General features: G+C 63.4%; 9 protein-coding genes and 1 pseudogene. 8 read left to right on the forward strand and 2 right to left on the reverse strand.

Features of this window, described 5'->3' with window-relative positions:
• Positions 1-136: 136 nt before the first annotated feature.
• Both dnaG and rpoD read left to right on the forward strand, forming a co-directional pair.
• On the forward strand, positions 137-1,954 hold the full coding sequence (gene dnaG, locus HNO53_RS04885; RefSeq protein ID WP_209476700.1) for a DNA primase: 1,818 nt from the start codon (positions 137-139) through the stop codon (positions 1,952-1,954).
• 217 nt (positions 1,955-2,171) lie between these two features.
• Positions 2,172-4,028, forward strand: a complete 1,857-nt coding sequence (gene rpoD / locus HNO53_RS04890; RefSeq protein WP_209476701.1) for an RNA polymerase sigma factor RpoD — start codon at positions 2,172-2,174, stop codon at positions 4,026-4,028.
• 99 nt (positions 4,029-4,127) lie between these two features.
• On the opposite strand, the gene HNO53_RS04895 is transcribed toward rpoD, so the two are convergent.
• Together HNO53_RS04895 and HNO53_RS04900 are read right to left on the reverse strand one after the other, a co-directional pair.
• The gene (locus HNO53_RS04895) at positions 4,128-4,790 is read right to left on the reverse strand and encodes a hypothetical protein (RefSeq protein ID WP_242597543.1); all 663 of its coding nucleotides are present in this window, start codon (positions 4,788-4,790) and stop codon (positions 4,128-4,130) included.
• A 53-nt stretch (positions 4,791-4,843) separates the two neighbouring features.
• Positions 4,844-5,782: a LysR substrate-binding domain-containing protein gene (locus tag HNO53_RS04900; RefSeq protein WP_209476702.1), complete on the reverse strand. Its 939-nt coding sequence runs from the start codon at positions 5,780-5,782 to the stop codon at positions 4,844-4,846.
• A gap of 166 nt (positions 5,783-5,948) precedes the next feature.
• Here HNO53_RS04900 and HNO53_RS04905 point away from each other — a divergent pair, with 166 nt between their 5' ends.
• From HNO53_RS04905 to HNO53_RS04930, 6 genes and pseudogenes are all read left to right on the forward strand, one after another.
• Complete coding sequence (locus HNO53_RS04905) at positions 5,949-7,328, forward strand: L-serine ammonia-lyase (RefSeq protein ID WP_209476703.1); 1,380 nt, start codon at positions 5,949-5,951, stop codon at positions 7,326-7,328.
• Between the two features lie 270 nt (positions 7,329-7,598).
• Positions 7,599-8,374: pseudogene (locus HNO53_RS04910) on the forward strand (ABC transporter ATP-binding protein).
• A complete protein-coding gene (locus HNO53_RS04915) occupies positions 8,371-9,123 on the forward strand; it encodes an ABC transporter ATP-binding protein (protein ID WP_242597544.1) in 753 nt (250 codons plus the stop codon). The pseudogene HNO53_RS04910 and the gene HNO53_RS04915 overlap by 4 nt, the downstream one beginning before the upstream one ends.
• Before the next feature lie 194 nt (positions 9,124-9,317).
• Positions 9,318-10,538 carry an ABC transporter substrate-binding protein gene (locus tag HNO53_RS04920; protein WP_209476704.1) on the forward strand — a complete coding sequence of 407 codons (1,221 nt, stop codon included), beginning with the start codon at positions 9,318-9,320 and terminating at the stop codon, positions 10,536-10,538.
• Between the two features lie 61 nt (positions 10,539-10,599).
• On the forward strand, positions 10,600-11,487 hold the full coding sequence (locus tag HNO53_RS04925; protein WP_209476705.1) for a branched-chain amino acid ABC transporter permease: 888 nt from the start codon (positions 10,600-10,602) through the stop codon (positions 11,485-11,487).
• A gap of 4 nt (positions 11,488-11,491) precedes the next feature.
• The gene (locus HNO53_RS04930) at positions 11,492-12,475 is read left to right on the forward strand and encodes a branched-chain amino acid ABC transporter permease (protein ID WP_209476707.1); all 984 of its coding nucleotides are present in this window, start codon (positions 11,492-11,494) and stop codon (positions 12,473-12,475) included.
• Positions 12,476-12,502: the final 27 nt, after the last annotated feature.

Consider the following 12,502-nt stretch of genomic DNA (forward strand, 5'->3'; position numbering starts at 1 on the left):
CTAAGGAAGTGCCGACGCCTCGGGCATCGGTCCTTCTGGAAGGATGACCAAGCGGCTGCCGTCAGGTGGCCGCTTGTCTTTCGCGACCCGTTCCTCTCTTGTTTCATCCATCCCGCCGGGAGGTGGCGAGACCTGCATGGCCGGCCAGATCCCTCAGCGTTTCATCGATGACCTGCTGGCGCGCGTCGACGTGGTCGAGGTAGTCGGCGAGCGGGTGCAGCTGAAGAAGGCGGGGCGCAACTATTCGGGCCTGTGTCCCTTCCATCAGGAAAAGACGCCATCCTTTACCGTTAGCGCCGACAAGCAGTTCTACCACTGTTTTGGCTGCGGCGCCCATGGCAATGCTCTGCGCTTCCTGATGGAGTACGACAAGCTGCGTTTTCCCGAGGCGGTGGAGCAGCTGGCTTCGCGACTTGGTCTCGAGGTGCCGCGCGAAGGCGCCGACGATCCGCGCGCTCAGGCGCGGGAACGCAAGCGCCAGGAAGGGGTCAACCTGCTCGAACTCGCGGCCAGTTTCTATCGCGAACGGCTGAGGATGCCCGAAGGGCAGTCGGCACGGGAATACCTGGCCCGGCGCGGTCTCTCGGAGGAGGTGCAGCGCGACTTCGGCATCGGGTATGCCCCGAATGACTGGGAGGCGCTGAAGCGCCACCTGAGCGCGAGGGAGATTGTAGAAGCGGTGCAGGTCGAATACGGCCTGCTGGTGCAGCGTGAGGACAGCGGACGCACCTATGACCGTTTCCGCGACCGGGTGATGTTCCCGATCCGCGACGTGCGTGGACGCACCATCGCCTTTGGCGGCCGGGTGCTCGGGGACGCCAAGCCCAAGTATCTGAATTCGCCCGAGACGCCGGTCTTCCACAAGGGGCGCGAACTGTACGGGCTGTTCGAGGCCAGGCAGGCCAATCCACGGCTGGAGCGCGTGATCATCGTCGAGGGCTACATGGATGTGGTGGCACTGGCGCAGTACGGTATTCGTTATGCCGTTGCCACCCTTGGCACCTCCACCAGTGAGGAGCACCTGTCGCGGCTGTTCCGCATGGTCAACGAAGTGGTGTTCTGCTTCGACGGCGACAAGGCGGGGCGCCAGGCGGCCAGCCGCGCGCTGGAGACGGTATTGCCGCAGATGATCGACGGTCGCGAGGCGCGCTTCCTGTTCCTGCCAGAAGGGGAGGATCCGGATACGTTGGTGCGTCGCGAAGGGCGTGAGGCCTTCGAGGATCGCATCACCTGCGCCAGCCCGCTGTCGGAGTTCCTGTTCGATCAGGCGGCGCGGGGGCGAGACCTGGCGCGAGTCGAGGAGCGTGAGCGTTTCGCCAGCCAGGTGCTCAAGGCGGCCAGTCGCTTGCCGCGAGGCATGCTTCAGACGGTGCTGCTGGGGGAACTGGCGCGGCGTACCGGTGTCGATCAGTCGCGCTTCGAGGCGCTCTTGGCGCGGGACGAACAGACGGTGCCTGCCGAGTTCAGCGAGGAGCCTGCCACGGCTTCCGCCGGGCCAGTGACGGTCAGGCGTGCCCCATCGGCGAGGGAGGCTTCGCTGGGGCTGGTGGCCAGGGTGCTGCAGCTCCTGGTGCATGAGCCGACCCTGGTCGAGCGACTGCCGGCCGAGGACGATTGGTGCCCCGAGGGAGACGGCGATGCGGGGCTGTGCCGTGAGTTGATTCGGCTGTTGCGTGCCGGACGCTATCGCAGCCCGCAAGTGGTGTTGGCCCATTTTCAGGGAAGCGCCCAGGGTGAGCGGCTGGCGCTGCTGGCCCAGCGTGAAATGCTGATACCTCGCGAGGCAAGGGCCCAGGAGTTGGAGGGGCTGGTCGACTACCTGGTGCGCCATCGCAAACGGCAGTCGCCGCAGGAAGAGTTCGAGACGCTGCTGGCGAGGGAGCGCGGGGGCGAGCGCCTGCCGATGGAGGCGAGGCGGCGGCTGCAGGAATTGCTGGTTGAGCTCAAGCGCTGATGGCGGGGTTGTTTTTCCCGCCGTCCACCCCCACACAGAAGGAAGTGCGGACGAGGCGCAGACGGCGTAACCGTTTAACCTAACACACCTGAGTGATCGAGAAAATGGGCCGCACTGGCAGGCTCACACTGTTTCCCGCTATACTATTGGGCTTCATGAGTTTTCTCCACCCCAGCGCTTCAGGTGCTTCATTCTTCTTCGTCGAGATAGGGTTTCTATGGCTGGAAATGCGCAGCAGCAGTCACGTCTGAAGGAGTTGATCGCGCGTGGCAAGGAACAGGGCTACCTGACCTACGCCGAGGTCAACGACCACCTCCCCGAGGATATTGCCGACCCCGATCAGGTGGAAGACATCATCGGCATGATCAACGACATGGGTATCAGCGTCGTCGAGGAGGCCCCCGATGAAGATACCCTGATGATGTCCGATCATTCCGCCGACGAATCGGCGGCTGAAGAGGCCGTGGCTGCCCTGGCAGCGGTGGAGAGCGACGTAGGCCGTACCACCGACCCCGTGCGCATGTACATGCGCGAGATGGGAACCGTGGAGCTTCTGACCCGCGAGGGGGAGATCGAGATCGCCAAGCGCATCGAGGAGGGTACGCGCGAAGTGATGTCGGCCCTGGCCTGGCTGCCCGGCGCGGTGGATTCGATTCTCGAGGCTTACGACGCGACCCAGGATGAAGAGGCCCCCGGCCGCCTCTCCGATCTCTTTTCCGGTTTCATCGACCCTGACGAAGGTATCCCCGGCGTGGCCGAGGCCGAGCTGCCCGAAGAGGAGATCAGCGCTACCGACGACGATGACGACGCCGGTGACGAGGATGACGACGACACCGGTGAGGCGGAGGAGGAGAGCTCCGGCGGTCCGGATCCCGAGGAAGCCAAGGCCCGCTTCGAGCAGATCCGCGAGCAGAACGAGCTGGTGCGCGAGGCGATTGCCAAGCACGGTCGGGGTGAAGCGCAGGCCCAGGCCGAGATGGAGCGTCTGGCCGAGCTGTTCTCGCCGATCAAGCTGGTGCCCAAGCACTTCGAGCGTCTGGTCGGTCAGGTGCGGATCAGCGTCGAACAGGTTCGCGCCCAGGAAAAGACGGTAATGCAGCTGTTCGTCAAGAAGGCGAAGGTGCCGCGCAAGAGCTTCATCAAGGCGTTTCCGGGCAACGAGTCGCGCCAGGAGTGGGTGGACGAGTTCATCGCCCAGAATCCCAAGTTCGCCGAGCGCCTGGACCCCCTGCGTCCCGATATCCAGCGTGCCCAGCGCCGGATCGCCTTCGAGGAGGACATGGTTCAGCTGGCGGTGGCGGAGCTCAAGGAGATCAATCGTCGGCTCTCTATTGGCGAGGCCAAGGCCCGGCGTGCCAAGAAGGAGATGGTCGAGGCCAACCTGCGCCTGGTGATTTCCATCGCCAAGAAGTACACCAACCGCGGGCTGCAATTCCTGGACCTGATCCAAGAGGGCAATATCGGCCTGATGAAGGCGGTGGACAAGTTCGAGTACCGTCGCGGCTACAAGTTCTCGACCTATGCCACCTGGTGGATTCGCCAGGCGATCACTCGCTCGATTGCCGACCAGGCGCGGACCATCCGCATTCCGGTGCACATGATCGAGACCATCAACAAACTCAATCGCGTGTCGCGCCAGATGCTGCAGGAGATGGGCCGCGAGCCGACGCCGGAAGAGCTGGGCGAGCGCCTCGAGATGCCTGAGGACAAGGTGCGCAAGGTACTCAAGATCGCCAAGGAGCCGATCTCCATGGAGACGCCCATCGGCGACGATGACGACTCGCATCTGGGCGACTTCATCGAGGACAGCACCATGCAGCTGCCGGTCGACCTGGCCACCGGCGAGGGGCTGATCGAGGCCACGCGCAACGTGCTCGGCGGGCTGACCGCCCGCGAGGCCAAGGTGCTTCGCATGCGCTTCGGCATCGACATGAACACCGACCACACCCTCGAAGAGGTCGGCAAGCAGTTCGATGTCACCCGTGAGCGCATCCGCCAGATCGAAGCCAAGGCGCTGCGCAAGCTGCGCCATCCCAGCCGTTCGGAGCCGCTGCGTTCGTTCCTCGACGAGTGACCAGTCCAGCATACCGGGCATGACAGGACGCCCACCGCCATGGCGGTGGGCGTCCTGCTTTTGGTACGGGCAAAATGAAAGTTTGAGAACTCGCTGCCGTCAGGGCAGGGAACGGGCCTGCTGCCAGCGCCGGGAGAGCAGCACGAGTTCGATGACGGCGATCAGGATCAGGCTGTAGCCGAGCAGCTCGGTGATCTCCTCTGCGGCCTCCTTGAAGGTGCGCAGATAATGTTCTTCGAGGATAGCCATCCACATCTCGCTGCGCCCATACAGGCGAGAGAATACGTAGGTAACGAGGAAGCCGGCGGCGAAGAGGCCAAACGAGAAACTGTTGCCGTAGGTGACAAACTCGCTCGAGAAGCGCTGGCGCCGCCACAGGACGAGGGTCAGGCAGGGAAGCAGCACAAGAGTGACGAGCAACTGCCAGGCGCCGTCGAAAAGGTGCCGGTCCAGATAGTAATCCTGCTCGCGAATCAGCGAAGCAACGATCAGCGCGAACATCAGCAGCGAGACGGTGGGCAGTTCGCGCCTGGCCGAGGGCGTGCACAGCAGAAGCGCGCTGGCTGCCAGCACGACACTCTGGCACAGCTCGGTGAAGCCCAGCTCGGCAAAGGAACGCCGGGCGGGGAGGTACAGCGCTTCGTAGTAGATGCCTTGCAGAAATGCAGCGATGAGCAGGATATAGAATACGGCCCGCAGGCAGGCCGCAGCAAAGCCGATAGGCGCCGCGGGCGGCGACGGCAGGGAAGAAGTTCGAGGCATAGAGGTTCCGGTGGGGCAGGACTAACAGAAACACGCAGAGTGTAGCGTCATCGCTACGGGACTGCCATGGGCAGGGATTGGCTGCGTTGCGCTTCCTCCACGATCCAGTCGTGTACCGCCGCCACGCGGCGGTCGTCCAGGGCGCCGCTGGTATGCACGATGCCGTAGCGCTTGCCCGTGGGGATGCGCTGGGGAAAGGGGGCGATCAGGCTGCCTGACTTCAGTTCGTCGGTCAGCAGGGCCTGGCGGGCGATGGCGACCCCCATGCCTGCCACCGCCGCTTCCATTGTCAGTCGATGGCGATTGAACGTGTAGCCGCGGCGCACATTGATCGGGGGGGCTTCGATAGCTTCCAGGTAGTGCTCCCACTCGGCATAGGAGTGGCCGCCGCGCCAGGCGGTGATGTCGTGCAGCAACGGGTACCAGGCCAGCTCCTCGGGGCGCGACAAGGTGGGGCGGCGACGCATCAAGGACGGGGCGCAAACGGGAAATATCACCTCTTCCATCAGTGGGGTGATGGCAAGGCCGGGGTAGTAGCCGTCGTTGAGGTCTATGGCCAGATCGAATTCGCCTTCGCGCAGCGACAGGCTGCTGTCCTCGGCGATGACCTGCAGCTCGATATCGGGAAAGCGCGCCTGCAGCCGCGGCAGCCTCGGCATCAACCATTTGCTGAGAAATGCCGGCACACTGCGCAGTCGTATCACGCCGCTCATCACGCCGCTGCGCAGTCGCTTCACCTCGAGACCGACCGACTGGTAGGCCTCGTCGACCACGGCAGCCAGCCGCTTGCCTTCCTCGGTGAGCTCCAGGCGCCGCGGCAGGCGGCGAAACAGGCGGAAGCCCAGCCGCTCCTCGAGCTGCTTGATCTGCTGGCTCACCGCGCCGGTGGTGACGTGCAGTTCCTCCGCCGCGCGCGTGAAGGAGAGATGTCGGGCGCTGACGGCGAAGACTTTCAGCCAGGCATGGGTCTGGGCGTGCAAGAGTCGGCTCATGATTTAGTTTTGCTATAGCTTCTAGCAGATATTCTCGTTTGCCGAACGGCAGTCTCGCCACCAACATAAGGTCATCAGTGCCGTAAAGGCAAACATGTTTTAGCCAGGCTGATGCATGAGCCGCATGATGCGCACGGCGAACGACTGGCAGCAGACGAGGTAACGTATGGCAATCAGTGTCTTCGACCTGTTCAAGGTCGGTATCGGCCCCTCCAGCTCCCATACCGTGGGGCCCATGCGCGCCGCCTTCGACTTCGTTCAGGCATTGCGTGACGAGGACCAGCTCGAGCGGGTGGCCCGTATCGAGGTGAGGTTGTACGGCTCGCTGTGCGCTACCGGCAAGGGGCATGGTACCGACCGCGCCGTGATCATGGGGCTGATGGGGGAGCGTCCCGACCAGATCGATCCGGCGATTGTCGCGCCCTGTATCGAGGAACTGCTCGAGGCGAGCACGCTGATGCTCGACGGGCGCCTGGCGATCCCCTTCCTCTGGGCACGCGACATGCAGTGGTACGAGGAGTGCCTTCCCTATCACCCCAATGCCATGACGCTGATCGCCCATGGTCACGGTGGTGAGCTGTGGCGTAATACCTATTATTCGATCGGCGGTGGTTTCGTCGTCGATGAGGCCCAGGCCGAGCGCGGTGAGCTTGACCAGGACCACACCGCGCTGCCTTACGATTTCAACTCGGCCGCCGAACTGATGGCGCTGTGTCGCATGCACGACATGCGTATCAGCGAGCTGATGCTGGAGAACGAAAAGGCATGGCGCAGCGAAGCCGAAGTGCGTGATGGCCTGTGGCGGATCTGGCTGGCCATGCGTGCCTGCGTCGATACCGGCCTCGAGCAGGAAGGCGTGCTGCCTGGTGGGCTCAACGTCAAGCGGCGCGCGGCATCGCTGCACCGTCGGTTGCTGGCGGCGAGTGACGATCAGAGCTTGATCGCTACCACCTTCGGGGCAATGGACTGGGTCAATGTCTTCGCCCTCGCGGTGAACGAGGAGAACGCTGCCGGCGGGCGCATGGTGACCGCGCCGACCAACGGTGCGGCCGGCATCATTCCCGCGGTACTGCACTACTACATGAAGTTTCAGCCCGGCGCCTGCGAGCGCGACGTGGTGGACTTTCTGCTGGCGGCCGGGGCGGTGGGCATCCTGTGCAAGAAGAACGCCTCCATCTCGGGCGCCGAGGTCGGCTGTCAGGGCGAGGTCGGCTCGGCCTGTGCCATGGCCGCGGCGGGCCTGGCCGAGGTCATGGGTGGCAGCGTGGCGCAAGTGGAGAATGCCGCCGAGATCGGCCTGGAACATAACCTCGGGTTGACCTGCGACCCCGTAGGCGGCCTGGTCCAGGTACCCTGCATCGAGCGCAACGCCATCGCCTCGGTCAAGGCGATCAACGCGGCCCAAATGGCGCTGCGTGGTGACGGCGAGCACTTCGTCTCGCTCGACAAGGCGATTCGCACCATGCGCGACACCGGACGCGACATGCAGGACAAGTACAAGGAGACGTCACGCGGCGGCCTCGCCGTGAACGCCATCGAGTGCTGATGCCTGCGACAGGCTCCTGAGGGGGCCTGATCCAATCCCCACGCGATGCCCGATGGCATCGCGTTTTTGTTTGCACGCTATTGACATGGGGCTGCCTCTACGCCATTGGTCGAGTTCGACGTTTCTATGGTTGCCCCGCGAGTGTGTCTCCTCTAGCTTACGTTAACGTAAAGGTTAGAGTTCAGGCTGAACCAGCCACGAACCGCCGCCTTCCACGACAACGACAATAATCAGCATGGGCCGCCGCGAGCGGTCCAGAGAGGACGTCACATGACCCAGGAGTTCATCCTCGAAACTCGCGGACTGACCAAGCAATTCCGCGGCTTCACGGCGGTGGACGACGTCAACCTGCGGGGGTTCGGGAGGGGCATATCCATGCCTTGATCGGCCCCAACGGTGCTGGCAAGACGACCGTCTTCAACCTCCTTACCAAGTTCCTGCCGCCGACACGGGGCGAGATCCTCTACCGTGGCAAGGCCATCACCGGCATGAAGGCCAACGAGATCGCGCGCATGGGCATGGTGCGCTCGTTCCAGATCTCTGCGGTATTTGCCCACATGACGGCCCTGGAGAACGTGCGCGTGGCGCTGCAGCGACCGATCGGCACCTCGTTTCACTTCTGGAAATCCGAACGCAGCCTGGAACATCTCAACGCGAGAGCCATCGAGCTGCTCGACGAGGTTGGCCTACGTGAATACGCCGACGTGCTGACCGTGGAAATGCCCTACGGGCGCAAGCGGGCCCTGGAAGTGGCGACGACGCTGGCCATGGATCCGAAGCTGATGCTGCTCGACGAGCCGACCCAGGGCATGGGGGCCGAGGATGTCGATCGCATCGTCGAGCTGATTCGCCGCGTGGCCAAGGGGCGCACGGTACTGATGGTCGAGCATAACCTCAGCGTGGTGAGCCGCTTGTGCGACCGGATTACCGTGCTCGCCCGCGGTGCCGTGCTGGCGGAGGGCGACTACGAGACGGTTTCCGCCGATCCACAGGTTCGCGAGGCCTACATGGGCAGCGAGGCCGAGACAGAGGAGGCCAGTGCATGAACCAGGTCGTCGAACAGCCGACTCGCAGCGAATATCGCGATCACGATGGCGCCGAAATGCTGCGTATTCGTGACCTTCATGCCTTCTATGGCGAGTCTCACATTCTGCATGGCGTCGACATGGAGGTGCGCCGTGGCGAGCTGGTCACGCTGCTGGGGCGCAACGGCGCAGGCCGCAGTACCACGCTCAAGGCGATCATGAACATGGTCGGTCGACGTACCGGCTCGATCAAAATCAACGGCACCGAAACCGTTGGCATGAAGGCACACCGGATACCGCGGCTGGGGATCGGCTACTGCCCCGAGGAGCGTGGCATCTTTGCCAGTCTCGACGTCGAGGAGAACCTGCTGCTGCCGCCCACGGTACGCTCGGGCGGGATGTCGATCGACGAGATATACGCGATGTTCCCCAACCTTTACGAGCGCCGTCGCAGCCAGGGCACCCGTCTCTCCGGCGGCGAGCAGCAGATGTTGGCCATGGCGCGCATTCTGCGTACCGGGGCACGCATGTTGCTGCTCGACGAGATTACCGAAGGGCTGGCGCCGGTCATCGTGCAGAAGCTGGGAGAGGTGCTGGTGCAGCTGCGCGACCGTGGCATGACCATCGTGCTGGTAGAGCAGAATTTCCGCTTTGCCGCACCGCTGGCGGATCGTCACTACGTCATGGAACACGGCCGCATCGTCGAGGAGATCAGTGCCGCCGAGCTGCCATCGAAGCGTGACCACCTCAATGCCCTGCTAGGAGTCTAGCCAGCCTGCTACGAAGCAAGTCCCGGTTCGCCATGCCCCGGCAGGCGGGCCGCTTGCCAAGACGCGCCTTGAAGGCGAAACAAGAACCACAACCGTCAATACGCAATCGCTAATTTCGAACCACCTAGAATTGCGACTTACCCGCAGTGCGCGTGACAACAACAACCCGCCCAGTTGGGCTATGGAGACGAACAATGACCTTCATCAAGAAGACACTCGCCAGCAGCATCGCCATTGCCGCCACCGCCGCCATGGCAACCACCGCCCAGGCGGAGATCAGCGATGGCGAGGTGCGCATCGGCTACCTCGCCGACATGTCGGGCACTTACCGTGACCTGGCCGGCCCGGGTGGCCTCGAGGCCCTCCAGATGGCCGTCGAGGACTTCGGCGGCAGCGTCGACGGTGCCCCGATCGAAGTGTTCAGTGCCGACGACAGCAACAGCGCCGACGTGGGTGCCAATACCGTGCGCGAATGGGTCGATCAGCGTAATGTCGACCTGGTCGCCGGCATGGTCGCCTCCTCGGTGACTATCGCCGTGACCAAGGTGCTCGAAGACAACGACGGTTTCGGTATCGTTTCCGGTTCGGCGGCGTCGAGCATCACCAACGAGCACTGCACGCCCAACCATATCCACTGGGTCTACGACACGTATCCACTGGCCAACGGTACCGCGCGTGCCGTCGTCGAACAGGGCGGCGACACCTGGTTCATGCTGACCGCCGATTATGCCTTCGGCCATGCACTTGAAGGCGACGTGACCAAGGTGGTGGAGGAGAATGGCGGCGAGGTCATCGGCGGTGTGCGTCACCCGTTCCCGACCAACGACTTCTCCTCCTACATCCTCCAGGCCCAAGGCTCGGGGGCCGAGATCATCGGCCTGGCCAATGCGGGTGCCGATACCGTCAACGCGATCAACACCGCCAGCCAGTTCGGCGTCGTCGAGGCCGGACAGCAACTCGCCGGCCTGCTGGTATTCCTCAACGACGTCCACGCCATGGGCCTGGAGACTACCCAGGGCCTGCTGCTGACGACTGGCTGGTACTGGAACATGGACGATCAGGCGCGCGAGTGGGCCGAGCGCTACTACGAGCGCGTGGGCAGCATGCCGACCATGGTCCAGGCCGGTATCTACTCCAGTACCATGCACTATCTCCAGGCCGTCGAGGCGACCGGCAGCGACGACACCCAGACGGTGCGCGAATACATGATGAAGCAGCCGATCCACGACTTCTTCGCGCGCAATGGCCGCATCCGCGAGGATGGCCGCATGGTGCACGACATGTATCTGGCCCGCGTGAAGTCACCGGAAGAGTCCACTCACGAGTGGGACCTCTACGAGATCCTGACTTCCATTCCTGCCGAAGAGGCATACCGTCCGCTCGCCGAGAGCCAGTGCGACCTGGTTCAGAACTGAGCGTGACACGAGACGGCGGCGGCCTCGGCCGCCGCCCCTCTGACGGCGAGGAGAATCCGACATGACGATGATATTCGGGGTGCCGTTGGCGGTGTTCATGGGCCAGTTGCTGCTGGGTCTGATCAACGGCGCCTTCTACGCCCTGTTGAGCCTGGGCCTGGCGGTGATCTTTGGCCTGCTGAAGATCGTCAACTTCGCCCATGGGGCCATGTACATGCTGGGGGCATTCACCACACTGCTGGGGATGCAATACCTAGGCATCAATTACTGGGCTGCGCTGCTGCTGACACCGGTGGTGGTGGGGCTGGGCGGCATGCTGATCGAGCGCGTGCTGCTGCGACGCATTGCGCATCTCGACCATCTCTACGGGTTGTTGCTGACCTTCGGTCTGGCGCTGATCTTCGAAGGCTCCCTGATCAACTTCTTTGGCGTCTCCGGTGCTCGCTACCCCACGCCCGAGATCTTCCAGGGCGGCTTCCAGCTGGGCTTCATGTTCCTGCCCAAGTATCGGGCCTGGGTGCTGCTGGCGGCTATCGTCGTCTGCTTTGCCACGTGGTTCATAATCGAGCGTACACGTCTCGGCGCCTACCTCCGGGCCGGCACCGAGAATCCCTCGCTCATGCAGGCCTTCGGTGTCAACGTACCGCTGCTGGTGACGTTAACCTACGGCTTCGGCGTGGCGCTTGCGGCTTTCGCCGGCGTGCTTGCCGCACCGCTCTATCCCGTGTCGCCGACCATGGGGTCCAACCTGCTGATCGTGGTATTTGCAGTGGTCGTCATCGGTGGCATGGGCTCCATCCTGGGAGCCGTCGTCACCGGGCTCGCCATGGGGCTGATCGAAGGCTTGACCAAGGTGTATTACCCCGAGGCAGCCAATACCGTAATCTTCCTGGTGATGATCCTGGTGCTGCTGCTCAGGCCCGCCGGACTCTTCGGCAAGGAGGCATGACGCCATGGCCACGACTCAAACCTTGACCCCGTCGATGAAGCGCGAGCGCCGTGCCAACCTGCGTCGCAACGCCTTCTACCTGGCGCTGATCGTCATCGGCCTGGTGGCTCCTTTCGCAGCCTACCCGGTCTTCCTGATGAAGATGCTGTGTTTCGCCCTGTTCGCCTGCGCGTTCAACCTGCTGCTGGGCTATGCCGGCCTGCTCTCTTTCGGTCATGCGGCTTTTCTGGCCACCGGGGGCTACGTGACCGGCTACTTGCTGTCGAGCTATCCGGCGCTGTCTCCCGAGCTCGGCATCCTGGTCGGTACGGCTGCTGCCGTGTTGCTGGGGGCCGTCTTCGGCGCGCTATCGATTCGGCGACAGGGTATCTACTTCGCCATGGTCACGCTGGCCCTGGCCCAGCTGGTGTTCTTCTTTTATATTCAGGCACCCTTTACCGGCGGCGAGGATGGCCTGCATGGCGTGCCGCGTGGCCACCTGTTCGGCGTCATCGACCTGAACAACAGCCTGGCGATGTACTACTTCGTCTTTGCGGTGTTCCTATTCGGCTTCGCCCTGATCCAGCGCACCGTGCATTCGCCGTTCGGCCAGGTGCTCAAGGCGATTCGCGAGAACGAGCCGCGCGCCGTGTCACTTGGCTACAATGTCGAGGCCTACAAGCTGGTGGCCTTCATCCTGTCGGCTGGCCTGGCCGGTCTGGCCGGCTCCACCAAGACGATAGTGTTCCAGCTCGCCTCGCTCACCGATGCCCACTGGCACATGTCCGGCGAAGTGATTCTGATGACTCTGCTGGGTGGCGTGGGCACGCTCTTCGGCCCGGTCCTTGGTGCGGGAATGGTGGTTGGCCTGCAGCACCTGTTGTCGCAATCGCCGCTGGGCAACTGGGTCAGCCCGATCCTTGGCTTGATCTTCGTCGTCTGCGTGCTCAGTTTTCGCAGCGGTATCGTGGGCGAGGCCATCAAGATGTATCGCAAGAACTTCAAGTAAAGGAGTGCTTGAGGCCAAGGTTATCGG

Source organism: Billgrantia antri, assembly GCF_017868935.1.
In the GTDB taxonomy this organism is placed as follows: domain Bacteria; phylum Pseudomonadota; class Gammaproteobacteria; order Pseudomonadales; family Halomonadaceae; genus Halomonas; species Halomonas antri.

What these genes read in the sequence shown, in the direction of transcription:
- HNO53_RS04905 (WP_209476703.1), top strand. Translation starts at nt 5,949, where the DNA reads ATGGCAATCAGTGTCTTCGACCTGTTCAAGGTCGGTATCGGCCCCTCC.
- HNO53_RS04920 (WP_209476704.1), top strand. Translation starts at nt 9,318, where the DNA reads ATGACCTTCATCAAGAAGACACTCGCCAGCAGCATCGCCATTGCCGCC.
- HNO53_RS04925 (WP_209476705.1), top strand. Translation starts at nt 10,600, where the DNA reads ATGACGATGATATTCGGGGTGCCGTTGGCGGTGTTCATGGGCCAGTTG.
- rpoD (WP_209476701.1), top strand. Translation starts at nt 2,172, where the DNA reads ATGGCTGGAAATGCGCAGCAGCAGTCACGTCTGAAGGAGTTGATCGCG.
- HNO53_RS04915 (WP_242597544.1), top strand. Translation starts at nt 8,371, where the DNA reads ATGAACCAGGTCGTCGAACAGCCGACTCGCAGCGAATATCGCGATCAC.
- HNO53_RS04930 (WP_209476707.1), top strand. Translation starts at nt 11,492, where the DNA reads ATGGCCACGACTCAAACCTTGACCCCGTCGATGAAGCGCGAGCGCCGT.
- dnaG (WP_209476700.1), top strand. Translation starts at nt 137, where the DNA reads ATGGCCGGCCAGATCCCTCAGCGTTTCATCGATGACCTGCTGGCGCGC.
- HNO53_RS04895 (WP_242597543.1), bottom strand. Translation starts at nt 4,790, where the DNA reads ATGCCTCGAACTTCTTCCCTGCCGTCGCCGCCCGCGGCGCCTATCGGC.
- HNO53_RS04900 (WP_209476702.1), bottom strand. Translation starts at nt 5,782, where the DNA reads ATGAGCCGACTCTTGCACGCCCAGACCCATGCCTGGCTGAAAGTCTTC.